This is a genomic window from Sodalis sp. RH16 (assembly GCF_047324245.1).
In the GTDB taxonomy this organism is placed as follows: Bacteria; Pseudomonadota; Gammaproteobacteria; order Enterobacterales; family Enterobacteriaceae; genus Acerihabitans; species Acerihabitans ligni.
The window spans coordinates 2179324-2203769 of the sequence record NZ_CP178737.1 but is presented as its reverse complement, the minus strand read 5'-3'; the positions used below and the strand labels follow the sequence as shown (position 1 = coordinate 2203769).

At 52.3% G+C, this 24446-nt stretch carries 22 protein-coding genes and 4 pseudogenes; 8 read left to right on the top strand and 18 right to left on the bottom strand.

The features are described 5' to 3' along the window. Positions 1-412 precede the first annotated feature (412 nt). Positions 413-1441 (top strand): pyridoxal-phosphate dependent enzyme, encoded by a 1029-nt coding sequence (locus ACL2XJ_RS10010; protein WP_413726411.1) that lies wholly within the window; start codon positions 413-415, stop codon positions 1439-1441. Positions 1442-1698: 257 nt separating this feature from the next. Here ACL2XJ_RS10010 and ACL2XJ_RS10005 read toward each other — a convergent pair whose 3' ends face one another. The 6 genes and pseudogenes from ACL2XJ_RS10005 to ACL2XJ_RS09980 form a co-directional block, all read right to left on the bottom strand. Beyond that, on the bottom strand, positions 1699-2427 hold the full coding sequence (locus ACL2XJ_RS10005; RefSeq protein WP_413726410.1) for a hypothetical protein: 729 nt from the start codon (positions 2425-2427) through the stop codon (positions 1699-1701). Between the two features lie 496 nt (positions 2428-2923). Beyond that, complete coding sequence (locus ACL2XJ_RS10000) at positions 2924-3229, bottom strand: type II toxin-antitoxin system RelE/ParE family toxin (protein WP_413726409.1); 306 nt, start codon at positions 3227-3229, stop codon at positions 2924-2926. Next, positions 3226-3510, bottom strand: coding sequence for a damage-inducible protein J (locus tag ACL2XJ_RS09995; protein WP_413726408.1), 285 nt, complete (start codon positions 3508-3510; stop codon positions 3226-3228). The genes ACL2XJ_RS10000 and ACL2XJ_RS09995 overlap by 4 nt, the downstream gene beginning before the upstream one ends. Before the next feature lie 283 nt (positions 3511-3793). Next, complete coding sequence (locus tag ACL2XJ_RS09990) at positions 3794-4246, bottom strand: surface-adhesin E family protein (protein WP_413726407.1); 453 nt, start codon at positions 4244-4246, stop codon at positions 3794-3796. Further along, a complete protein-coding gene (locus tag ACL2XJ_RS09985) occupies positions 4243-4851 on the bottom strand; it encodes a hypothetical protein (RefSeq protein WP_413726406.1) in 609 nt (202 codons plus the stop codon). Before ACL2XJ_RS09985 ends, ACL2XJ_RS09990 begins: the two co-directional genes overlap by 4 nt. A gap of 1214 nt (positions 4852-6065) precedes the next feature. Further along, a pseudogene (locus ACL2XJ_RS09980) lies at positions 6066-6334 on the bottom strand (tyrosine-type recombinase/integrase); the annotation flags it as partial. 83 nt (positions 6335-6417) lie between these two features. Here ACL2XJ_RS09980 and ACL2XJ_RS09975 point away from each other — a divergent pair. The 3 genes from ACL2XJ_RS09975 (at position 6418) to ACL2XJ_RS09965 (ending at position 7686) form a co-directional block, all read left to right on the top strand. Then, a complete protein-coding gene (locus tag ACL2XJ_RS09975; RefSeq protein WP_413726405.1) occupies positions 6418-6660 on the top strand; it encodes a hypothetical protein in 243 nt (80 codons plus the stop codon). A gap of 237 nt (positions 6661-6897) precedes the next feature. Further along, positions 6898-7131 carry a helix-turn-helix transcriptional regulator gene (locus ACL2XJ_RS09970; protein ID WP_413726404.1) on the top strand — a complete coding sequence of 78 codons (234 nt, stop codon included), beginning with the start codon at positions 6898-6900 and terminating at the stop codon, positions 7129-7131. Between the two features lie 231 nt (positions 7132-7362). Continuing rightward, on the top strand, positions 7363-7686 hold the full coding sequence (locus ACL2XJ_RS09965) for a SymE family type I addiction module toxin (protein ID WP_413726403.1): 324 nt from the start codon (positions 7363-7365) through the stop codon (positions 7684-7686). Between the two features lie 304 nt (positions 7687-7990). Here the strand turns inward: ACL2XJ_RS09965 and ACL2XJ_RS09960 are convergent, their stop codons facing one another. The 6 genes and pseudogenes from ACL2XJ_RS09960 to ACL2XJ_RS09935 all read right to left on the bottom strand — a co-directional run. Beyond that, on the bottom strand, positions 7991-8488 hold the full coding sequence (locus tag ACL2XJ_RS09960; protein WP_413726402.1) for a hypothetical protein: 498 nt from the start codon (positions 8486-8488) through the stop codon (positions 7991-7993). Positions 8489-8512: 24 nt separating this feature from the next. Beyond that, positions 8513-8638 (bottom strand): hypothetical protein, encoded by a 126-nt coding sequence (locus tag ACL2XJ_RS09955; RefSeq protein WP_413726401.1) that lies wholly within the window; start codon positions 8636-8638, stop codon positions 8513-8515. A gap of 530 nt (positions 8639-9168) precedes the next feature. Further along, complete coding sequence (locus ACL2XJ_RS09950; protein ID WP_413726400.1) at positions 9169-9480, bottom strand: type II toxin-antitoxin system RelE/ParE family toxin; 312 nt, start codon at positions 9478-9480, stop codon at positions 9169-9171. Beyond that, positions 9477-9740 (bottom strand): type II toxin-antitoxin system ParD family antitoxin, encoded by a 264-nt coding sequence (locus ACL2XJ_RS09945; protein ID WP_413726399.1) that lies wholly within the window; start codon positions 9738-9740, stop codon positions 9477-9479. The genes ACL2XJ_RS09950 and ACL2XJ_RS09945 overlap by 4 nt, the downstream gene beginning before the upstream one ends. Positions 9741-9806: 66 nt before the next feature. Next, positions 9807-10319, bottom strand: a pseudogene (locus ACL2XJ_RS09940) (tyrosine-type recombinase/integrase); the annotation flags it as partial. A gap of 6 nt (positions 10320-10325) precedes the next feature. Continuing rightward, positions 10326-11299: pseudogene (locus ACL2XJ_RS09935) on the bottom strand (DNA primase); the annotation flags it as partial. On the opposite strand from ACL2XJ_RS09935, the gene ACL2XJ_RS09930 reads away from it, so the two are divergent. Then, positions 11266-11433 (top strand): SymE family type I addiction module toxin, encoded by a 168-nt coding sequence (locus ACL2XJ_RS09930; RefSeq protein WP_413726398.1) that lies wholly within the window; start codon positions 11266-11268, stop codon positions 11431-11433. The pseudogene ACL2XJ_RS09935 and the gene ACL2XJ_RS09930 overlap by 34 nt on opposite strands. After that, on the top strand, positions 11406-11633 hold the full coding sequence (locus tag ACL2XJ_RS09925; RefSeq protein ID WP_413726995.1) for a hypothetical protein: 228 nt from the start codon (positions 11406-11408) through the stop codon (positions 11631-11633). The genes ACL2XJ_RS09930 and ACL2XJ_RS09925 overlap by 28 nt, the downstream gene beginning before the upstream one ends. A 36-nt stretch (positions 11634-11669) precedes the next feature. On the opposite strand, the gene ACL2XJ_RS09920 is transcribed toward ACL2XJ_RS09925, so the two are convergent. From ACL2XJ_RS09920 to ACL2XJ_RS09905, 4 genes are all read right to left on the bottom strand, one after another. Beyond that, on the bottom strand, positions 11670-11936 hold the full coding sequence (locus ACL2XJ_RS09920; RefSeq protein ID WP_413726397.1) for a hypothetical protein: 267 nt from the start codon (positions 11934-11936) through the stop codon (positions 11670-11672). Then, entirely contained in the window at positions 11936-12595 is a 660-nt protein-coding gene (locus tag ACL2XJ_RS09915; RefSeq protein ID WP_413726396.1) for a hypothetical protein, read from the bottom strand. The genes ACL2XJ_RS09920 and ACL2XJ_RS09915 overlap by 1 nt, the downstream gene beginning before the upstream one ends. A gap of 223 nt (positions 12596-12818) precedes the next feature. Then, complete coding sequence (locus ACL2XJ_RS09910) at positions 12819-13151, bottom strand: hypothetical protein (protein WP_413726395.1); 333 nt, start codon at positions 13149-13151, stop codon at positions 12819-12821. Between the two features lie 8 nt (positions 13152-13159). Further along, positions 13160-13558: a hypothetical protein gene (locus ACL2XJ_RS09905; RefSeq protein WP_413726394.1), complete on the bottom strand. Its 399-nt coding sequence runs from the start codon at positions 13556-13558 to the stop codon at positions 13160-13162. Positions 13559-13970: 412 nt separating this feature from the next. Between ACL2XJ_RS09905 and ACL2XJ_RS09900 the strand changes: the two genes are divergently transcribed. Continuing rightward, entirely contained in the window at positions 13971-14153 is a 183-nt protein-coding gene (locus tag ACL2XJ_RS09900; RefSeq protein ID WP_413726393.1) for a hypothetical protein, read from the top strand. A 259-nt stretch (positions 14154-14412) separates the two neighbouring features. Here ACL2XJ_RS09900 and ACL2XJ_RS09895 read toward each other — a convergent pair. Continuing rightward, positions 14413-14736 (bottom strand): annotated as a pseudogene (locus ACL2XJ_RS09895) (tyrosine-type recombinase/integrase); the annotation flags it as partial. A 27-nt stretch (positions 14737-14763) separates the two neighbouring features. Here ACL2XJ_RS09895 and ACL2XJ_RS09890 point away from each other — a divergent pair. Next, on the top strand, positions 14764-15003 hold the full coding sequence (locus tag ACL2XJ_RS09890) for a SymE family type I addiction module toxin (RefSeq protein WP_413726392.1): 240 nt from the start codon (positions 14764-14766) through the stop codon (positions 15001-15003). A gap of 295 nt (positions 15004-15298) precedes the next feature. Here the strand turns inward: ACL2XJ_RS09890 and ACL2XJ_RS09885 are convergent, their stop codons facing one another. Then, positions 15299-24397, bottom strand: a complete 9099-nt coding sequence (locus tag ACL2XJ_RS09885; RefSeq protein ID WP_413726391.1) for a hemagglutinin repeat-containing protein — start codon at positions 24395-24397, stop codon at positions 15299-15301. Positions 24398-24446 lie beyond the last annotated feature (49 nt).

The window sequence follows — 24446 nt, the reverse complement described above, 5'->3', positions numbered from 1 at the left end:
AATCATGTCCCACGCCAAAAAATGCATTAATTTTTATTGAAATAATTAATATGTTATGTTGTTAATTCAATAATATATTTAGCAAAATATAATTGACCCAATGCTAATTATGGTGTTAACAATAGTCCATAATTAACGTCACTCATTAAGCGGTCTTCTTGCGTTAATATCGAAGATATGGCTGAAAATTACCGTTATACTTTCAGATATAAATACATTTTCTCAGCAGCGCTATTATTTTTGTCATTTCCATGATTTTTATTATGGATAAGCTTTCTCTGATAGGGGCCGATTGTGAAAACATCAAGGTTCTAGCTTAAATAATCCGAGCGGCAGGTGAAAGTCAACGCACCCGCAGCTTGAAATATGGCGGGAAAAGGTATTTTACCGAATTATCAACTAAGGAGCGACGATGAATTTTGAAATATTCAATCCCCAGCAGGGCGTACCGGATCCCACCAAAACGCTGAAAATGTTTCCGCAATTAGCCTCATTCTATGACGCCCTCGGCAACACCCCGTTACAGGAGGTACCCGGTCCCGAGGGAGGCGCCAGAATCCTGGCAAAAGTGGAATCCGCCAACCCTTTCGGCTCGGTCAAGGATCGTACGGCTTTCGGCTTGATGTGCGATGCCGTCAATCGCCACGATTTTAATCAGGGGCCGCTCAAGCTGCTGGATGCCTCCGGCGGCAACATGGGCCGGGCGCTGGCAATGCTGGGCAATCTTTGTGATATCCCCGTGCATTTGGTCATTCCCGATTCTTCACCTGATACGCTGGTGAATTGCCTGCGTGAGGCGAATGCCGAACTCACCCTGGTGGATAAGCAGCATTTTTTGTTGGGCATGATCGCCCGCGCCCAGGAAATCAAACGGCGGGATCCCAGCTGGGCACTATTGTCACAACATTTGAACCTGGCCAACGTGGCGGTGCATCAGCACCAGACCGGTAAAGAGATACTGCGTCAGTTAGCAGGCGCCAGAGCCGATGGCTGGGTGGCGTCCGTGGGAACCGGCGGAACGCTATCCGGCGTATACGCAGCGCTGGCATTCGACAATCCGAACCTTAAGGTACAGGGAACCACCCCCAGCGAGATGCCTTTTGCAACCTTCGCTCCTCCCGATGGCCGGGACAAGTATGCAGGCGCCGGCGGGATGGGTTTCGGTTTTCGCCAACCGTTTATCACCCGAATGACTCCTGACGAAGTGCCGTTTTACCATGTTGGATATGAAGAAGCATTGGGCGCCATGTATGAATTTAATCATCTTACCGGCATCCGCATCGGGGCGTCATCAGCGGCGAACTGGAGGAGCGCCTATTACCTGGCTCGCGCACTGGGGCCGGACGAACGGGTGATAACCTTGTTTGCCGATGCCGGCAGCGACAGAGACCGTGAAAGAGGCGAGATGTTTTATTCCCGATTGGGGCCTGTTCATACTTAGCAGTTTGATGCCGAGGGCCGTTTGGGAAACAGGGTGTTTAAAGAAGGTCGGACCCGAAAGTCCGACCGGTACTACCAGCCCATCCATGGCAAACAGCAAAATAATGAGAGTTTAGAATGGCACATCAGGCCTAAATGGTTCCTTAACAGTTCCTAATGTTTCCAACCCATTTGGCGGGTAAAAAGTCTGGTCTGGAGTGTTAACGTTAAAAGCAAAAATGCGGTAGGTTACGTCCATCACCAATGATTAAGCGCCCGTCAGGGCAATTTAGATAATCTAATGAATTTCTCTTCGTAGCTTTCAGCGTTGACGATTCCTCTCCCTTGGATTATTTGAACTGAAGCCGAGTAAATATTCACCAGCTCGTCATTTCTCCCAAACTCCAGGTATAGTCTTTCTGATATACCTGATTCTGTACTGTTTGCATAATTATAAATAGGAATGTATGAAGATGCATCTCTTGAATTAAAATTTTTCTCATAAACAAGCATCAAATTTCCTTCATCAGAAAAAGTGATCTTCTTCGGCTCGCCTAAAATTGATTTTGCCTTTTCTTTTTTATCGTTTCTAGCAAGCTCATAATAAGCGATATTTTTGTACTTTAAATAATCTTTTTCGTAATTATTTTTGTCGCTAAAATTATTAGTAATTATATCATGATTTATGACCTTATCATTAGCATCGTAAGCCACGTAAAGCACACGATGTGCATAAGTGCCGCCTAACCCGTTCAAATTGCCATGATAGGTGGCGATAGATAATTTACCATCAGGGAAAGATTGAATTTTGATTGAGCGTCCAGTATCTCTTTTACCAAAAATATTATCGACCATCTGCATGGTCGATTTGTTATCAATGATTTTTAAATTTATACTGCTGTCACTTAACTGCTTATCTGCTAATATTTTATTTCCGTAAATCGAAGCCGTACAGGAAGTCAGACTCAAAGCACACAAAGATGCTGATAATAGAATATATATTTTCATTTAGTATACCATGCTATTTTAGTAACGGTGCGCTATTTTCCAAGCTATGCAAGTCAATTTATATTGACCGCGCGCATCTCAGCCTTTGATCAAACGGGATAGATTTTCAAGCAAGCAACGAACTCAGAACAATATTAATCCGTTAACCAATTAATTATTGAAGATAAAGATCATTTCGATTAAGGCGGGCCGGGACTTTTACACATACATCATTTAAACAAAAAAAGATGGTCGAACCCGAAGGCCTGACCGGTACTGCTTGGTACACTCACCGCTCTACGACCACAGCAAACGGATAAGAGTGAAATTGCATAGTCGCATGCCTGGGTTAAATGGTTCCTTAACAATTCCAAATGTTGTCAAATCCGTATGCTGGAACAATAAAATATTGCTCGCTAATGACGAACGACAGAATGAGCTTGCCGCTTTATTAACCTGATCAAAGCGACGCGCTGAAGCCTGGACAACCGGCACATGCATACTTATAGGGAGTTGGCTAAAGTTGCTGGTATCGACTCGTTATCTTACGAGACGTGTGCAAAATGCGTAAGATTCGCACTTTATGGGCTTCAATGGCATACACCATAATGAACGGAAGTCGTGGCATAACAAGTTTGCGTCGAGAGCTTTTGTTTCCCGTTTGAACTCCGCACAGCGGCGTTTTTTCGAGCAATGTTGCCATGGCGATGAACTTTTCATCCACCGAGTCGGCTATGACCATTCCGGCTTCTCGGTAAAGATAGACATAGATGGCTTCCCGGTCTGCCTGCGCTTGTTTAGCCCATTGCACCACTGCTGTCACAGTTTCCCCTGTATTGCGAGTTTCTTAAGTGCGTCCATTCGCGCATTCATTTCTTCATTGCTGATGAATTCGACTTGACCGGCATCATAACGGCTGAACGCGTCTTCTATCTGCTGCTCAAGCCAAAATTCATGTTGATGACTCTGATATTCCCGCTCTTCTTCTGCCAGTTCTTCCGCCCGTTGCCGCATCAGTTCCGTCAGACTCACTTTATGCCTTTCCGCCGCCTGCGTTGCCAAACGCTTGGTATCGTTATCTATACGGAAGTGGATTGTGCTCATTAAGAACCCCTCTCATGGCATCAACTATGGTGTCATTTGTGTTGTCATTATGCATGCGATCACCGTCGATGTCATCTTTATACTTTCCATCCAGCCCATATCATCTGCCGTTAAGTTGGCCGCCCTACATTGCCATTACTAGGCGACACTTCGCTGTCCATCTGAACCGCAGGATGCGTTAATGCAGGCGCCACCTATGCCAATGTCGCAAGTGCCATAAGGCACTCACCCTTAAGTCTCCTGCTTTGCCGGAGGATACTTAATAAACTCACAAATAACGACACTATAATTGTGCATCTATTGTTGCCTTTAGCTGGACACAATATATTTTCCAAAACATTGCTTCTGATGAATCTGCCTTTGCAATCAACCAGCGACTTGCACTGAAAGGATAGGGTACGATAGGCTCTCCGGTGGCATATTTGTCAGCAAAAAAACCTGCTGGCATAGTTGCGTATGTATTCTCGTGATTACAATCATAAATATATTTTGTTTTTATAGATCTGAATCTCTTACCTGCCACAATATCGTCTCTTTTTAAAGAAATCACTCTTTCCATCTGAATGACATCTTTGTTACCCTGATAATGCCATGTATCGGGTCGCTTAAAATAAGTATTATCTTTATTAGTTGACATTACTAGCTTAAAGCCTTCGGGGATAGGATCCTTATCATTAGATCCAATACACCCTGAAACTAACAATGTGAATAACAATGCTATTTTTTTATTTATCATTTCAACAGGCCCGAATCAATCAGGTCTTTCTGACTTACATTCCCCTGTAATGAACACATAATAGTCACTTGGTTACTTTGAGTTTCTTCAATAAAAAACATTTTTTCTGTCGTCTTCTCAGCTGGAGCTATTCCGTTAACAGCAGATTTGTTGTAACTCCACTCGTCACCCTCACTTTTAATCATTGGATTATAGACATAAATTTTTTCTCCTATTTTTTTTAAATCCAGAACCCCTGACAAAGCATTAATAATGGTATGTAATGGTTGATTAGAAGCAAACCCCCAGAAATAGAATTTACCTTTAACGTCCATTGGTGTTATTTCTTCGTAATCATCAAAGTTTTTATAAATTACTTTGAATTGGTTCAGTTCAACCCCTTCTGAAGATGTATGATTAACATCAAGCGAAAAATCTTTTTTCTCTTTAATATCAATTTTAAAAAACTGTTCCGGTATTATGTTTAAGGATTTATTTCGTTCCAGTTTCTCAAAAAAAGAAGCATTGCAGTCAGAGAGTGCCTCGATCACTGATTCGGACGCTAAACAACTATAACTAATACCTGAAAAAATCATTACTACGGAAATTTTACATAACATCTTCATAATCAAATCTCTTATCATACTTAATTTATACACCCTAGCGATTAACTCTATACTTTATTGAAAATATACAGAGACTCACCACAATTTGACATAATGCGAGCGAAGCTAAAAAATACTATATTTAGCTTTCCACCATATTTACTTTAAGAATTGTAGGGCTTAGTGTTACATTTACGCGCCATAGCACTTATGCTGACACCTTCTTTCAAACTCCCGAGTACCACTTTTAATTGTCCTTTATTTAGCACTGGCGGACGTCAAAATTGTTTCCTGAAAAAACTCGTCCTCGAAATCTCAGAATGTGCACGCTCAAGGAGGACGTATCAAGAGAATTCAACAACGGACGAAAACACCTGCATGACCATAGTCCCTGCCGGGCTGGTAAGTTCGACACTGCCGACCAGGCAGTGAACACGATTATTTGAGGTGAACATCTGTACACTGTTATCCTTACGTTCATGGCATTACGTCCAAGGCGGTCAAGCGTAATGACCATCAGTCACATCACCATTTCCCATGCGATCAAGCAACCAGGTAAACCCTAATCTTGATTTGGCAGCAACCAAGCTGCTGATATATTACTCGATCATCCGCAGAGCACTGACGTCAGCGTCGATCATCTCACTTTGCTAAAGAGATACCGTTCCAGCAATTATTTCTCACCCAATTTAGCCTCTAAAAGATAAATCATGGCTAAACCATATTTCCTTACTTAACGAAAACAGCATATTTTTGCTTGGCAACGCCGCGGATTAGCTAAAAAAGAATATTGTCGACAGAATGGAGCAACTAAAAGAGAGCAGGTCACCCGGTAGTGGGGCCAGAACTATTGGCATTAATTAGGATCATCAATTTAAAAACAACTTCATGGGTTCTATTTTTTTAATAAACGGGTGGGACTTTGTGTATTATTGTTATTAATTTCACTGAAAAGTTATCCACTAATATTACCTAACGTTTCAGCAGCATTTTATGCTACTAGCTGTTAAAAAATATCTACAACAACTTTTCCAGTCCCCACACCCACCGCAGCCCCAACGTCAGCCACTATCATCGGCCACACCTGGCTTTCCCCTTTAATCGAACTGCCCAAGAACACACCGCCGATATTAATCGCATCTTCCGCCACAACACGCTGGTCTTGCGTTAACGCACCGGTGCCGATTGCTACCAGCGTATCGGTTTAGCTTAGAGCCAAAATCGCCGAAGCGGCGTCAGCTACATAGTCCTACTGCGCGATAAGTTGTTTGTTTGCTTCGCAGGTCGACCAGCAGTCTGATGTCTTCAGCAGCATCCGACCGTTCGCTCTCCGTAAGCTCTGCCGGACGCGTAGGCGCTTGCACCGTAGACAGCGCTTTGATGATCACCTAAGTGTAGATTTGGGCGGATTCGACGCTCGCATGACTCAGCATCCCTGTCTCCAGCGCAGGTCCGCGCCGTTTTCCAGCATCTGAGTGTCCATAGCATGGCGGAACAGATGGTTTAAAGATCCTACATTCCCGCCCTCAGTGGTGTGGGCAATAACGCCGCCGGTGCTGAGAGCTCTTCCCTGGGCCATACGCTGGCATGACGTTGTTAGGAATTGGCGGTCTGGCCGCCGTAAGAGAGATCGATGCCGATGGTGTTGTTGTTTCCCGGCGAGTCTCGACCTGGGCCGCCACGATCCTTCCACCTCTTGCCATCAAGTCAAATAATGAAGAGAGCATCACAAGGGTTTCATTCCAAAAAACCAAGGTAATTACTACAAATGGAGATAAATATACTATTGAAATAAAGAATAAAAAAACAATATTCATGTCATATTCATAAATCAATTAATGGATATTGCATAATATAATTGAGATAGGTTATTGATACACTAATCAATAATTTTTATTATGATAGCTGACGGGCTTGTTCCAATAATTTTTGGAAGACTCTCGACAATTCAAAAAATAATTTTTGTAAAAATTGACATCCATGCATTACATTAAGTAGTATTTTAAGCAATGAAACATAAATGGAGCGTCATGATTTTTCATCCTAAAAATACGGATAAACGCAATTATGGTGGTTACCATAAGTAATGAAGAACAATTATTTTTGGTGGCATTAGGGAAGCGAATTAACCGTTTACGCAAAGCTCATGGTATGACGCAAGTACAAATGGCCAAGGTGCTCAATGTTTCTCAACAGACCATTCAAGCGTGGGAGGCTGGGCGACGTAGAATACAAATACCCATACTACCGAAAGTCGCTGAAATACTCTCCGTTTCATTGGATGAATTATTTAATGAATAGCCGGCAAAAATATCGCGTAAACGTAACCCTTTGTCTAAATGGTAGCGGCAAATTGAGGCTATCGACCGCGATTACCTAAGGCCCAGCAAAAGCTGGTCACAGGTTTACACAATGCAATCTTGACACAAGCGCAGAATGAACATTAGGTACTACTAATGAAAACTAACGCGGACTGAAAGTGCAGCAACACTTACAGTCCGCTCACCAGCACCAACTATAAAGGAGTTGATCATGGCTAAGAATGATTGTAAATCAGAACCCGTCATATCCCAAGCCCTGCGCCAGAGCGTTGTGGGCTACGCCCCAGACGCCTACCGTTATCCGCAGGTCAAGCTTAAGGGCAAGTGGCTGGAGCAGGCCGGTTTTTTGACCGGCATGTCACTGGTGGTCAGGGTGATGGAGGGGTGTCTGGTCATCACCACCCAGTCCGGCTCGCGGCTAAACGAGGTGCTGCAACAGTCCGACCGGCTGTCGGCCCAGTCGCGGCTGGAGCTCGAGCAGGTGATACAGGGGCTGGCGCTCAGGGAGAAGAGGACCGGGGAAAGTCGATCTTAGTTATCAGATGGGCTGATGAGGGTAACCCCGGCGCGGAGGCCGGGGTTATCAGTGTCAATCATTAGTAGAAGAACTTTTCTCTTTTTGGGTCTTTATTTTTACTAAAAACCGAGAACCTATACCTAAAGGTATACCGGCCGAAAAACCAGCCTTTAATGAGTACCAAAAATCAGTCCATAAAAAATAAAAATCGCCCCTAATAAAGTAAAAAACAATTGCTACCACTAATCTTGTAATAAATATCATGAAAAACAACATGATCACACAAGATATTGTTAGTAAAAATATTAATCTGGCGTGATTTTTAAGAGTCATCCTTCTTACTCATTTGATGCTGTATCGCCGCTCCTGTAGCCTCATTTATAACAGAACCTCCGACAGCACCAACAGCCTCTGAAACTGTCTGGCTAGCAATAGGTGCAAGCTTATCTACTATAACCTTTCCCCCTGCTGCTCCTGTAAAAGTTCCCAAACCAGCCCCCACCATCGGCCCCACCGGATCTTCGCCCTTAATCGTACTACCCAGGTAAGCCCCGCCAACGTTAATCGCTTCTTGAGCCACGATCCCCCGTCCTTGCGTCACCGCACCAATACCAGTTGCAATAAGCGCATCCGTATAGCTGAACGGCTTATCGCCATTGGTCGTTAACTGCACGCCGCTATTGGCAACACCGCCAATGACGCCGCCGGTCACCACGGCGGCGGTGCCTACCGCTGCCCCCGGCCCCATCGTCACCACGCCACTGAGCATATTGCCCCATTGTGTTAATAATGCTGTGGCGGGTTGTTCTGCTGTCGCCATACGCTGTGACGCAGCCGCTTTCTCTTATTCCGACATAGGGTTAAGCACATTGCCCATCTCATCGGTCAGATTGATATTCACGTACAAGCTGCCTTGCGCATCGATAATGCTCTCCATGCCTTTGGGCAGGCTCAGAGGGTTATTCTCCACAACAACGCCACCTGATGTAACCCCTCTCATCGAACGTCATTTTTCCTTGTACTATCAGCGCGTTAGATGTCGTTTTCTCCAGTGTCCTTTACCGTGGCGAACCGAAGACCCCGACGCGCCTTTTTCGCCTGTTTACGCGCCGTTGCCAGAGCAGCGTATCAACGCTTTTCTCTCAGGTTCTTATACGAAGCGGTTTTTACATCGCGGCGGTGAGGCGGGGCGCAGCTTGCCTGCGGCCCGGCGAACCGTCTGCCGGGCGTGGGTTGGCGAAGCCCGCAAGCGACGTTGCGCGGCGCTCTGAGACACGGACGGCTAAGGGAAGGAGGGTTTTGCATGACCGCGCCGGATCGGGGCGGGTAGCGCAAGCTGGCGAGACGGGAAGGAGCAACGCAGTGCGACCCGGCGTAGCCAGACGCAGCCGGGCGGCCATTGACCCCCGCTCTCACCGATGCCGACCAGGACAAGAGGTGAGCCAGGGATGGCGTGCCTGTTGCCGCTCACCTCAGCCCAACGGCCTAATAGAGAACACGCTAACTTTCGAGGTCATCCAATGACCAGGCATTCAGATTGCCGATATCACGCGAGCCATGGAGGACACGCTCGATGAGTACCTCATCATTGCGTGTGTCATACACCAGGACATAGCGTCCGTAAGTGCAGCATCTTCGTCTTTTTCCTAACTCCGGGCGTTCGCGATATATCCAGGGATTTTCACCTATCAGCTTGCATTGTTCGAGCAGCTCATGGGTAAAGCTGAACGCGCGTGCTGGGTTATCTTGCGCTATGTAATCGCCTATCGCGGCGACATCTTGCCCTGCCAACGGTGATATCCTTAGTTTCATTGCGCTTTATTATCTTCCATCATGCGTCGGTATTTTTGAAGCAAGGGGCCGAACACCTCTTCGACCGTTTTGCCCTCACCGCTGTTCGCTCCCAGCTCAACCGCTGCACGTAACGCTTCGAGTTTCCTTTGTTGCTCATGCTCTTCCAGCGAACGCAAGCCAGCACGAACAACTTCGCTCACATTGTTATAGCGACCACTGTCGATTTGTGCGCGGATAAACTCTTCGAAGTGAGGACTCAGTGCGATACTGGTTGTCATGGTAGCCTCCAGGCTCAGGATATTAGCTATTACTATCTATTAGTATCCATAGTGATTTCACTGACGTCAACCCCCTTTTATAGGTGTTTCATCTTCTGCCAGCAGGTCAGCCAACAGTCCGATATCCTCGTCATCATCCTGCTCGGCGCTTGATTGCTCCGCCGGATGCGTCGTTGCATGCACCGCCGACAGCGCACGGATACTCACCTGCGTGTAGATTTGCGTTGATTCAACGCTGGCATGGCCCAGCATCGCCTGTATCCAGCGTAGGTCCGTGCCGTTTTCCAGCATTTGGGTGGCCATCGCATGCCGGAACAGGTGACAACTGCCCCAGCTTGCTATGCCTGAGGCTTTGATGTAGTGACTGACGGTGTTGGTGATGCCATTGGGCGTTAACCCCTCTACCCCGTCTAACGCCACAAACAGCGCCGTCACCGCCGGATTGACCAGCAACTGTGGCCGCACCTGCTCAGCGTAGTGCTTAACCCAACGCAACGCCCGCTTCCCTATCGGGATGACCCGGTCTTTTTTGCCTTTGCCCTGGCGCACCGTCACCGTTTTGCGGCCTTTATCGATGCTGCACAGTCAAGTCCGGCCACTTTGTTGTTTCTCGCTGTCCGTTATTGTGCGTTTGAGGATGTCCCCTTTGTATCCAGTCCTCCAAGGGGGGGCGGGGGTGCGATTATTGTTTGCTGTTATTACCGCGTTTGCCACACCCCCGACTGCTTGTACTGTTAGGCCTTCTCCCGCCTGGGCTAAAGCCGCTTTCTCAAGGTGCGACCGACCACCGACTACACCCCGACCAGGGGCCGACCGGTCAGCGTCAGACCCCGACCGGTTCTTATTGCCTTCCGATGTGACCGGGCTGTCAGGCAACCCTTTCGCGTCCAACAGCCCGCTCAGATGAGGGTCGTCGTTTTCCTCGCCATCCCACAGGAGGCCGTATTCATAGGTCAGCCCGCGCCGGAACAGCAGCAGGTATTCCATTTCCAGCAGCAGGGCGAGGTGGATTTTAGCTGCGTATCACCCCAGCCCAGCGCCGCGCGGACATCGCGCCGGGTAAAGCGCAGTTCTTCTGTTTTCAACGCCTGGCCTTGTGCCTGTTCACCCACCCAGCCCTTTAGCCATACCAGTAACCGGCGCGTTTGCGGCGGCATCTCGTCCAGCGTCCGGCCCAGCACCTCGTGCGCCAGCCGGTTAGCCAAGGCGATATCCTCCGCCGTCACCTCGATATACTCGATAACCTGCCCGCGATGCTCGACCTTTTTCACCGCCCGCTGGTACTGGTGCAGCAGCGTGATACTCTGGATTAAGGTCAGGTATTTCATATGGTCGCGCCGGGTGCGGGTTTTATCTGACAGGAACGTCAGCCGGTCGGCATAGAGATTCACGACCTTTAGCGGGCGCAACAGCCGCTGTGCGTTCTGGTGCAGCGCCGTGAGGTAGCCTTTTTCACTTTCGCCCAAGAGGCCCGCCAGCGTCTGCTTATGCCGCTCAAGCGCTTGTATCGCCTGCGTCTGCTCGCGTGATTCGTTCACCGTCAGCACCAGACAGCGGTTACGCGCATCATAAGTCAGACCCGGTAATATCCCAAGCCCTACGCCGGAGCGTTGTGGGCTACGCCCCGGATGCCTACCGTTACCCCCAGGTCAAGCTTAAGGGCAAATGGCTGGAGCAGGCCGGTTTTTTTTGACCGGCATGTCACTGGTGGTCAGGGTGATGGAGGGGTGTCTGGTTATCACCACCCAGTCCAGCTCGCGGCTAAACGAGGTGCTGCAACAGTCCGACCGGCTGTGGCCCAGTCGCGGCTGGAGCTGGAGCAGGTCATACAGGGGCTGGCGCTCAGGGAGAAGCTGGCGGGAGAGAGTCGGGCTAAGTAGCCGGGTGGGCTAATGATTGAACCCCGGCGAAGTTGACGGGGTTCAATCATTAGCCTTTAGGGGGGAGTAGGGATTTCTTACGCTCCCCTAATTTTGACATAACCCAAATACCGCAAGCTAAAGGTATACCTTCGCCTAAACCAGCTTTGATGGCATAGTCCAAAGCATCCGTCCAAGCAAAATAAAAATTACCGTTACTAAAATAAAAAAACAAAGCCACAGCAATTTTCGAAAGAAAAACAAAAGCAATGAGTATTGCTACCCAATAAAATAGTAATAACGCAAGTAATTTAAGATCAATTACGATTGATTTCATTACCCCTTACCTTTTTTGTTTATTTGCTTTTGAACCTCTCCCCCAACAGACTCGTTGATCATAGAACCAGTAACTGCACCGCTTATTTCTACAGCATTTTTATTAATAACAGGAGCTAATTTACCCTTTACTACTGCTCCCCCCAGCGCACCCGCAGCGGTACCTGCGCCAGCCCCCACCATCGGCCCCACCGGATTTTCCCCTTTAATCGTACTGCCCAGGTATGCCCCGCCAACGTTAATCGCTTCTTGCGCCACAATTCCCCGACCTTGCGTCACCGCACTGATGCCGAAGGCTATCAGCGCATCAGTATAGCTGAACGGTTTATCGCCCTTTGTCGTTAACTGCACTCCGCTATTGGCAACACCACCGACGACACCGGCGGTAACTGCTGCTGTCGCACCAACAGCCACCCCTGGCCCCATATTCACCACGCCGCTGAGCATATTGCCCCATTGCGTCAGTAATGCCGTGGCGGGCTGTTCTGCCGGGAGGTCTCCTGCCGCCATACGTTGTGACGCAGCCGCTTTCTCTTCTTCCGACATGGGGTTAAGCACATTGCCCATTTCATCGGTCAGGTTTGTGTTCACGTACAGGCTGCCTTGCGCGTCGATAACACTCTCCATGCCTTTGAGCAGGCTCAGAGAGTTATTCTCCACCTCTATTTTTTATATTTCCTCATTAGCCATATGCAATTGATTATTGCAGTACCACCGCCTACTGTGATTCCGATAAAAACAGCCTCTTTGAAATTATTAAACGTATAATTGATAGGCGAGCGCCCTATAAACGAAAAATAAACTTTCATGCACAGAGTAAACCCCGCATGAAAAATAAATATAAAAAAGGTACCAAAGGCGAACACTGAAATTATTGAGCGAATCATTTAATAAGCTCCTTAACTTCTTCTTTTCCTAGATCACTTGCGATTTCATTGCCGACTGAACCAGCTGTACTACCCCAAATACTGGGCCAAGGATTAACTTGAGCCGGTGCCGAAATTGTAGGATGGTGTAGGCTGAATCGCTCTTTGAACCCATTCGGCCACGGATTAAGCTTTTTATCGGCATAGTTAAAGACTTTAGTACCGAAACCATAGCCGGCAGTTGTACCCACTGCAGCCCCTACCATTGGCGCTAATGGATTTTCACCATCTACCCAGCTAGAAAATCCTGCACCTGCCGCATTTACAGACAAAGTGCCGGGATAATTCATCCCTGCGACTACCCCCCAGTTAATATCGATGTCCCAAAGCTGGCATAGCTAAAATCTTCGTCGGGGTTTTGATAAATTTTGTAGCCTTGCATAAGCGCATTTGCGCCACCACTTGTTCCCATCCCAATGACTCGACTTGCAGCGGTTGCTCCGCCCATCCATTCGGCTACATAAGGTGCCACACCCTTACTCAGAATAGGTAGTGCTAGGGTGACTGTCGCTACAGCTGCGCGCGGAATATTATTGCTGCGTTGCAGCTCATCATAATTATCGATGATGGGAGAGAGTTGATCGATACTGTATTGCGCCAAAGCGCGGCAATCGTCGCCGCAATCCTGAGATTGCACTAGTCTGATGAGTTCGTCTTGCTGCTGAGTCAGATAACTTTGGGATATCCTTGTTTCCAAAGCTTTTTGCTGCTGGACGCTATCAACCTAGCTGGCGATATCGACTAATCGATTTCGTTCCTCATCCGAGGAGGCTTCTTTGTATTTCTGGAGCCAGTCCGGGATTTGTTTGGCACTCAGATAGTTATTCTCCACAACAACGCCACCTGATGTAATCCCTCTCATTGAACGTCATTTTTCCTTTTGCTATCAGCACGTTATTCGACGTTTTTCTCAGTACGGTTTTCCTTACCCATCCGAAGATGCCGACACGCCTTTTCACCTGTTGACGCGACGTTGCCAGAACAGCGTATCAACGCTTTTCTCTCAGTTCCTTATACGAAGCGGTTTTTATGACGCGGCGGTGAGGCGGGCCGCAGCTTGTCTGTGGCCCGGCGAACCGTCTGCCGGGCGCGGGCTGGCGAGGCCCGCTATGTTGATGTTGGTGTTGGTGTTGCTGAAGATGGGCACCGGCTTTGACGCCGCCAGGGATGGCGGCCCCACCGGCGGGGCCAAGGGGATAACCGAGGTTTGCAGCAGAGGGCAAGCCGCCCACCGGCGCCGCCCTGTGCGTCACGCCGAGCTAAGGAGCCGACAGCGGGGGCGCGCGACATAATGCGGATTATGCGAAGACGGACCGCTTGCCTTGGGTGATTCAGCCTTTATCGCCTGCAGGGACGGCGGCGTATAATCCCCGCGCATTCTGTTTAATGGCCGAACGGCCCGCAACAGGGCCTGTATGGTGTGCTGAAGCCTGTGCGGGCCGGGCGGCCATTGATTCCCGCCCTCACCGGGCCCGACAAGGGCAAGAGGTGCGCCAGGGATGGCGTGCCTGTTGCCCGTCACCTAACCCCAGAGGCCTCGCATAGAACGAGCTAACTTTTAGCACTGTCCGGCCATGCCCCGGCCTCATTCGGCTCTGGCCTGTCCGGCGCGTTCGGCTTCGGTGAGTCCGGCTCATCTTCTGCCAGCAAGTCGACCAGTAGCCCGGCGTCTTCATCATCTTCCGGCCCATCGCTGCCGGCCTGCTCCGCCGGATGCGTCGTCGCATGCATCGCCGACAGCGCACGTATACTCACCTGCGTGTAGATTTGGGTTGATTCAACGCTGGCATGGCCCAACATCGCCTGTATCCAGCGCAGGTCCGCGCCGTTTTCCAGCATTTGGGCGGCCATCGCATGCCGGAACAGGTGACAACTCACAAGCAACTAATAAGGATTGTTACTATGGCTGAGCATGATTCTAAGTCAGAAGCGGGTATTTCCAAAGCACAGCGGCGGTTAAAAGTAGGCTACGTCAGTAAACAGCACATCAACAGCAAGACAGGATTAACCAGCTATTACAGTCGTCACCCCGGCCTGTACCTCAAGGGCGACTGGCTGGGCGAAGCCGGATTTGCCACCGGCCAGCCCGTGCGGGTTATGGTAGAGCCAGGACGACTGGTGATATTGACTGAGGTCAGGTAACGGTCTGACCTATAAGATAAAATCCCGGATTTAGGGGCCGGGATATATTAGGAAAGCACAAAGTTAGGCTAAAAACCTTTTACTTTTAAGAGACGGAGTAAAACTATACCGACTCCCATTATTCCGCCTCCTCCGCCGCCTACCCTAACCCCTCTTATGATTTCAGAGGAAGTTAATTCAAAATGCCCATAAACAAAGCAATTAGCCAATACCAATAAAAAATAGGATATTTCGGCGATTAAGATACCCGCTAGAAGCGATGCTATCAAAATGAAAGCGTTAGGGATAAATAATGTCACTCTTTATTATCCGTAGTTATCTGATTAGCATGATTTTCAATTGTATTTCCGATCATTTCTGAAGTAATGGAAGCACCGGCATTGCCACTTGAGCTAGGAATTTTACTCGGCAACATTTCTTTCGATATGCCTAACTGGCCCTTTACCTCAGTATATTTCAGAAGATCAGGGTGGAATTTTGGATCAAATCCCTGCGTAAGATATCTACCGGCAGCGTTCGCACCTGAAGCGATAATCTTACCAAAACCATAGCCCAGCGCCGAACCTGCGCCATTTGTTATTGCGCCGGTAAGAGGATCATCACCGTTAATGGTATTGGTTAAAGCACCACCCGCCGCATTCCAGCCTATGGTTCCTGCCAGCCCGCTTCCCATACTGACAACGCTTACCCAACCTGCTACCGTCGCACTCACCGGATCGACCGGCTTACCCTCAAGATAATGGACACCGGCATTGGCTGTTGCGCCAAGCCCCCACAGAGCCTGGCCCGCGCCCGGCAACATCGCTACACCTGCGGTATTGGCAATACCGGCGGAGACTTTAGCATTTCCTTTCGCGATATCACCGGCCAGTTGCGCTTTCTCCTCTATACCCGCGTCCGGTATCTCACCGAGCCACAGTCCCAGTCCGGAACCCGCTGCCGCACCGCCCAGAGAGTTATTCTCCACCGCATTCTTCCCTGCCTGCGCTCCGGCAACCACATCTCCCCCACCCGTCCCTGTCAATCCGCCCGCCAGGCCGCCCAGGGCCGTGCTGATGGCGCTGACCGTCTCCTTCTGCTTTTCCGTCAACTGGCCCGGTTCAATGCCCGGATATAGATAGTGGGTTATTCCCTTGGCCGCCACCTCGGCGCTTAACGCTCCCGCGCCGCCCGCCAGGGCGCTGTGGCCTTGCAGATGCGACAGCATGGCTCCCGCCACCGCATGGGCGGTGATGCGCGCCGTGTCGGTGTCAAAACGCTCTTTTATCTCCGTGGCCACATAAGGCGCCGCCAATCCGGCTATCGCCTGGCCCGGATTACCGCCCGCCAGTCCCTGCGCCGCCGCAACCACCGCCGTGAGCGCCTTGTGATTGCCGCCGCCGGTGCCGAATCCCGATCCCGACAATGCCTGATTATAGGCATTGCCACGGATATAGTCCTTGATTTGCTTATCCGTTGGGGTTTCGTTGGGGTTATTACCCTTTGCCAGCGCATCACGGGCCTCCTGACGGTCCGCCTCGCTGATGTTTTCCGCCCTTTCATCGGCGGCATTCAGGGCGCCGATGGCCGCCTCGCTGAGGATGATATCCTTCACCTGATTACCGATATCCGCCAGCAGCGCCGCCTGTTGCAGCCGCTCCTGCTCCTTGGCTTTGTCAAATATCGGGCTTAAAGTCTCGTGGGCGTGCTCCGCATCCCGGCTCAGGGCAGCGATATCCTGCCTTTGCCCTGCCTGATTGCGAATAAGCAGACTGCCGGGGCTGAATGCCGCCCTGGTGGTATTGCTGCTATGGCCCGAGCGGTTAACCCCCGACAGCAGGCCGTTGGCCAGGTTGCCGGTGAACTGGCCGCCGATGGTGCCGCCGCTGCTCATGCCGATGCTTTGGTGTTCGGCGCTGAACTCAGCCTCATTGTGAATATCGCTGAAGCCCAGGGTGCCGGTGTCCAGCCGGTTTTTGCCTGCGTCGGCGGCGCTGGCGATAACCGCCCCGTCCAGTTGGGTGTGTTCGCCCACTCGGATATTCGCCCCGCCTTGGCCGGCAAAGAGGCCGGTCTGTTCCTGTACCGCGCTGTAGTTGCTGCGTATCTTGTCCCGGCTGACGTTGACGCTGGCCGAGCCGGTCATGGAGCCGAAGGTGAAGCTGCCGCCGGCGCTGACGTTCTGTTGTTTAGCATCGTAGTCATTGCTGTCCTGCCGGCTTTGCAGCAGCAAATGGCGGCCGATATCGGCTTTTACCGTTTCCCCCTTGACCTGCGCGCCGGACAGGATGGCGTCGCGCCCGCTTTCAAGGCGGACCTGCCGTCCCGCATCCAGCAGGGCGTTGGTGTGGAAGGTGCCGTTGCCTTTCTCGCTGCCTTTGCCTTTGTTGATACCGGCGAACACGCTGATGCCGAAGCCGTTCTGGCCGACGCCGATGCCCACCCCCACCGAGCCGCCCTGGCTGCTGTTGCTGCCCTCGGTTTTTTCCCGGCTCAGGGCGGAAAGCAGATGGATATCCTGCTTGGCCTTGAAGCTGATATCGCTGCCCGCCTTAAGCTGACCGCCCTGTAAAATGATATCGCCCCCGCCGCCCCGGCCGGTGGCGGTGACGGTCATTGCGCCACCGGCGCTAAGACTGCTGCCCTGGGCCATGCGCTGTTCATGGCGTTGTTCGGATTTGGCGCTCTGGCTGCCGTAAGAGAGGCTGACGCCGATGGTATTATTGTTTTCCGGCGAATCGCCCTGGGCCGCCGCTATGCGCCCGGCCTGCACCGCCTGTGCGCCGCTCAGCGCCGCCTTGGTGCGCTGCAGGGCCGCCAGGCGGGAATTGTCGGTTTTTTCCGCCTGCTGGGCGCTTTCCACCGCGCTGTTGATGGCGCTGCCCACGGTGCCGGAGAGCGCCAGAGTAAAGCCGCTTTTTTTCTGCTCCATGGTTTGATGCTGGATAATGCTGTTTTCAGCGGCGGTAAGATCGACGTCAGCACCGCTGAGAGCCATGCCGTTACCGGCGATCAGTTCACTGCCGTGGACGGTTAGCCGCCCGCCCGCGCTCAGCGTGGCGCTTCCTTCGGCGCTGCCCGCCAGGGTGCCTTTTTGCTGGTGGATGAGGGTATCATCGGTGAGTGTCAGGCTTTCAGAACCCACGGTGAAACCGATGCCGCCGCTGCCCATCAGGCCTGAGCTCTGCTCCTGCCTGAAGTGATTTTCATGATGAGTTTCCAGGGCTGTGGTCAGCGTCAGGTTGTTGCCGGCCGTTAAAGCGATATCTTGGGTGCCGGCGATGCCGCCGCCGGTAACCGTCAGGTCGCGGCCGGCATTAAGGCTGATTGCATCTCCGCTAAGCAAGGTGCCCAGGGCCAGCCGGCTATGGACTTCGTCGTGGGTTTCCAGGGACATGGACGACAGCATGCCGCTGCTGTTTTGTTTCATATGTTCCACAACCGAGGTAGCCGCCCGGCCCGCCGACAGGGTGATATCCCGTCCCGCATCCAGATCCAGCCGCTGCGCGGCGTCGATATTGGCCGCGCTGGCGCTGACATCCCGTCCCGCCGACAGGGCGAGGCCACCGCCGCTGGTGATACGGGTACCCGCGTCTGTCCGCTGGCTTTCCAGGCGATAATTATCCTGGTCCCAATACGCCATGTCGGTCTTGGCGGTGCGCAGCGTATCCAGTTTGAGATCGTTGCCCGCCGCGATCTTTGTGCGCCCGCTTTCGCCCTGGTTGGCGATATCGGCGGCGGTGAGGGTGATATTGTTCAGGGCTTTGAGTTCAAGCGCGCCGCCCGGATTTTGTACGTAGATGCCCGCTGTTCGATCCAGCCAGCGATTGTCCTGCTCGCCGCGCGCCGTGGACTGGATGCGGATATCCTGTCCGGCCAGCAGCGAGAGCCTGTCGCCGCCGAACAGGCGTCCACCGGTCTGATTGATATCCTTCCTGGCCTGTACGTCAATGTCTTTCGCCGCCATCTGTCCGCTGAGGGAAACGTTTTCCGCGGACACTTTCAGGGTTTCACGAGCGGTGATGCCGCCGCTGTTGTCCAGGTTGCCGGCCACCTCCAGCTTGATGTCCTGGCCGGAGAACAGCGCGCCGTCGCCGGACAGATCGCCTTTGCCCACCCTGGCGTAGACCTGGGGCACCAGCACCCGCTGGGTGCTGCCGTCCTTCAAGGTAACATCCTGATTTATCAGCCACACCATATCGGTGGTGAGCAACGCCATCTGGCTGGGACTGAGCATGACCCCCGGCGTCAGATTAAAAGCCTTGCCGTATTGCACCCCGGCGTTCATCAGCGCTTTGAACTGTTCGTTATCGTTGGTGTAACCGTCGAGATACCGCTGGCCGGTGAGGTTAAGCACCTGATCCCGCACCAGGCGCTGCTCGTAAAAGCCATCCCCGAGGCGTTTATGGGTATAGTTATGATCAAATTTCATTTTTTGCTGCATATAATCCAGGCCGATCCACTGCTTGTACTGGGTGTATCGTGGATTGGTTTCCACCAGATAAGGGTTGGCCGGACCGGGATGATGAGTAAACAGGCTGCTGGCAGGCAGACGGACCTCAGGCACCATAACGCGCACCGCCGGCGTCCAGGTATTGCCGGCAGTTAACACCGGTGGCAAGGGATGCTCATAGAACTCGCCCACTGCCAAATCCAGCGGGCGGAAAAACAGCTGTTCCGGACCCTCCGGCGGGATAGGCGCCTTAAAGGGCGAGTGATTCCAATGCTCGGTAAATGACTCTTCGTCGTTATGGCGAATGCGCCCGAACAGGCCGCTAAGCGCTGGGCGGGAATCAGGCGGGCCGGAATCGCTACGGGTGTTCTCCTTCCAGGCAGCGGTTTTTAAGTCGATGGTTTCCCTGATGGGGATGGGACGATATCTGCTGCCGTCCCTACCTTGGGACGTTTTGGTGCCACCCACCTTTTTCTTATGTTTTTTTGCATACCAGAGCGTTTGCCTGCCAAGATCCTGAGTGATCCGTTCGCCTTGGGCCGATTCATTGCGCAGATCGCCGATTTTGGCGTCTATGACACCACCGGCGCTCACCTGGCTGTCGCGATTGATAAAGGTTTCGGCATCTACGGTAAGCAGGCCGCCGGCCAGGATTTTCGCCGGATTGCTTTCCTGTACGGCATCTTCGGTGATATGGCGGGTATAGCGGTATTCATAAAAGTTATTGTTGTGGCTGCCATCAGGCATATAGGCTTCGTGAACCCCGTAGGCTTCTTTTTTCCGCCTGACTTTGTTCCAGTCGTAGCGGGTAGTCTTGCCCTTTAATACCGCTTCATGGCGGTTTTCTTTGCTGGAAACCCTGGTCAGAACCAGACCGCCGTTGCTGTTGGTGATTTCACGGGCGGCTATGGTCATATCGCCGTCAGCGTTTATCTCGGCGTCATGATTAACCAGGCTGCCGGCCCGGCCCGTTACTTTTCCATCGGCATCCAGTCCGCCGCCGATGGACATATTGCCGTTGCTGAGAATCAGTGCCTTATCGCGATTGTCGATATGGCCGGCGCCGATATCCAGGCGTTCACGGGCGGCGATAACGCCTGCCTGGCCTTCCTGGGCGTGATTTTCCAGACGATCGGTTCGCAGGACGACATGATCGCCGAAAATGCGCCCGCTACCGACGTTGGAAAGCGCTTTAGCTTCAAGACGCAATGTATCGGCGTCAATCAGGCCAACATTATCAAGTCCGTCGCGCAGTGTAAGGTGCAGGTCGGCGGCGGTGATTTCTGCCGCCGATGCATTGACCAGGGATTGCGCGTTGAGCTGGCCTTTAGCGGTGTTAATCAGCCCGCTGTTTTCCAGTCCGTCCCGCAGCGTGAGTAGCAAAGCTTTGGCGTGGATTTGCGCCGCCGTGGCGTTATTCAGGAATGCTGCATTGAGCCGAGTGGTGCCGGCGTTGATCACGCCGCCGTTATCCAGGCCGCTTTGTAAAGTGAGTCGCAGCTCATCGGCTTTAAGGGTCGCCCCTGCCGCATTGTTTAAGGATTGGGCGCTAAGCTCCCCTGTGCCGATCTCGATTTGACCATGGTTGCTCAGCGTACCGGGCAGGGTGAGCTGCAAATCACCGGTCTTGAGGTGCGCCGATGTGGTATTGATCAATGTGGCGGCGTCGAGGAATGATATCCCGCCGGCGGTTAACAGATGGTCATTGCGGATACTGCCCGTTGTATTCAGCGTCAAATTGCCGCCGGCATTTATCTCGCCGGTAAGGTGGAAATCATTTTGCAGCCCGATAATTAAATCCCCTCTCGAGCTGATTCGACCGCCACCCGTCAGGCGGCGCAGGAGGTAGAAACCCTGTTCCTCGGCAATCATTTCTCCGCCGTCATTGTCCGCTTCCAGCCGATATCCCAAAACATCATCCCCAAGCTTGATTTTTTTGGCGGACAGCTGTCCCTGACGGTTGTCCAGCGTCTCGGTGAGGGTGACCTCAAGCTGTTCCCCGCCTTTGAGCGCGCCACTGTTGTTATCCAATCGCCGGGCGTTGATGTGCAAACGGGGAGCCTGGATGCCCGACCCGTCCCGGCGCGTATTGCTGTTAATCACCTCATCGGCATGGATGGTCAGCGTATTGTCGCTAAATATCATCCCCTTACCGTTATCCAGTCGTTCAGCGATCATCAGATTAGCCTTATCCACCATTGAGACGTGGCCATCCCGGTTATCGAGGGCGGCTGATTTCAATTCAAGGGTATTTAAAGACGATAGCGTACCGTTCCGGTTGTCAAAACCGCCGCCGCCGGTATCGATATCCAGATGACGATTGCCCTGAATATGCCCGTTGTTATTGATAAAGGTGCCGGCCAGAGTCGGATTGGCGTTCATAACGTAGGTGTCACCCAGGGAAAAGAGATTTCCGCTGCTGTTATCCAGCGCCCCGATATTTAAGGTGAGGTCTCCGTCGGCCCGGATCTTGCCTTGGGTGTTGTCCAACCGTTTGGCGCTGGCAATGGCCGCGTTGCCTGAAGCGCGGATGTTGCCGCCATGGTTGATCACTGTGCCGCTATCCAGCGAAACGCCGGCGGCACATATCTCACCGTCGGTATTATTTAGTCGTTCCGCGCTGTTGATGGCGACGTTGCCCGGAGTGAGAATTTTTCCGTGATGATTAATCAGCTCTACGGCGTTAAGCGTGACATCGGCGGCACGTATCTCACCCTGGCTATTGTCCAGCTCTTTGGCGCTGTTTATTACCGCATTGCCGGAGGAGTGTATCTCGCCGGCATAGTTGTACAGTGTGCCGATACCCAGCGTGACGCCGGCGGCATGTATCTCGCCATGGGTGTTGTCCAGCCGCTCCGTGGCATCCACTACCGCGGCGCCCAAGGTATGAATTTTACCGGCATGGTTGTCCAGCGTTCCGGCATGTATCTTCAGGTTGCCGCTGACGTCTATCAAGCCCTGAGTGTTATCCAGGGATCGGGCTTTTATCTCGCCATCGCCTTTCGTAACTATCCGGCCTTGGGCGCTATTATCCAGCGTCCCGGCATTGATCTTGACGCGATCCGGTGCCTGAATGACGCCACCCTGGTTGGCAAGCGTTGAAACGGCCACCAAGGCATTCCCTTCAGAAAGCAGCTTGCCTTTTTGGTTGTCAAAAGTCTTCGCCAGCACCGACGCGTTTCCCGCCGCTTGTATCGTGCCGTCCGTATTGGCCAGGCGTCCGGTGACCACCGTGACATTGCCTGCGGTCTGTATCATGCCGCCGGCATTATTCAGCGTGACGGCAATATCGGGGGATACGACGTCCTGTGGGCTGTCGCCATCAATTACCTGGTTATTCTGAATACCGCCATTGCGCACCCCGGAACCCGAAGGCTGAGGGGCTGAGCTATCGGACGGGGATTGAATCGCCAAGATCAAATCCTGGGATCCGGTTTGGTGAATGACGCCCTTTTTATTGCTCAGGGTGGCGGTGGTGAGGGTTATCTCTTGGGCGACCAGGTTGCCGTTCTCACTATTGATTCCCCGAGGAGAGTTAATCGTGAGCGAGCCACCCGGGGCATGGACGACGGCGCCGGTCAGACGGGTTTCACCTCGAGACGCGCCGAGATTTATCCGCGGCGCCGTTGTTTGGCTGCCTGACAAGTCGAGGGTCGAACCCGCTACCGTCAGGGTCCCGCTTGCCCGACTGTCTCCGCCGAGGGTGATGGCGCCTGATGAAGTCAACAGCAGATGCCCCGGCGGTATGGCATTCCCCTGTTCATCCCGACCGGCTTCCCAGACACTTCCTTTCCCGCTGCGCAGGCTGGCCGAGTTGGCGGAAATAGCGCCGCGGGCCGCTATGGTGCCGCTGCTGTTTAACTCACCGGCCACCTGCAGAACGACATCGCCTTGGGATGATATGCGCCCCGGATTATGCACGTCGTCCGCCACGGTGATACGCAGATCGGACGCGCTGGAGATCGAGCCGCTATTTTCCAGCCGGCCTTCAATCGTGAGGGCGATCTCGCCGACGCCGGCGCCGATATGGCCGGCATTGCGCACCCCCAGCCCGTGTTCATTGCCCACCAACTGTATTTTACGGGCGTACATGCCCCCCAGCGCCGCCACATCCAGGGCATAGCGGGAAGGGGACTCGTTATCCGCTTTCTTGTGGGTGACGTTGCCCCGGCTGTCCGTTACATTGCGTCCGGTGGCGAGGGTCAGCTCGCCGGCCTGAACCTCGACGTTGACCCGCACGGCGCGGGCTATGAGCAAAGCGTGATTGGTGTTGAGGTTGACGTTGCGGCCTTCAAACACGATCTCCCCGCGCTCAACGTCAAACCCTTTCAGCCTGCCGTCCTGCACCAGCGCCTGGGCGGCGGCCAGGGTGGCGTTATGGGCGTTGATAAACCCGCAGCCGTCGCAGGTGATGCCTGAGGGATTGGCAATAATGACGTCCGCTCGGCCGCCGGCCACTTCGATAGCACCGTTTAGGTGGCTTCCGTGGGGGGAATTCACCTCATTGAGTATCACGCTGGCCTCGCCACGGGCCAGGGATGAATTGCCGTCCACCAGACCGCCGAGCTGCGTTTGCGTATGTTCCCGGCTGTTATTAAGGATCACACCGGACGGATCCACATCAAATTGGCTGAAAGAATTATGGGAAAGTCCGTGTTCGTTGGGCGTTTGGATATCGATTTGCGGAATGCCGTTGGCGGTTTGGGTGATATTGGGCTGTTGATCTCCGGGAGCATGGGGATCGACTGCGAAGCTGGCCCGGGCGGAAAATGAAATGCCCCCGAAAGCCATTAGCAAACAAAAGTTCAGCGTCGCCAGCCGGCAGGGGCGACCGGCCTTCGGTAGTATCCGGCCGGGTTGGCCCCGCCCTGAGCATACGTGACCGGCGCAAGCGATATCCGCCACCACCATCAGCATGCCGCGCGCCTGGTTAAAAATGATTCGGTATAGATGTTTGTTCATTGCGTCTTCCTGGTTTCCTTGCCGACCAAATGCCGCGTCCATGTGATGG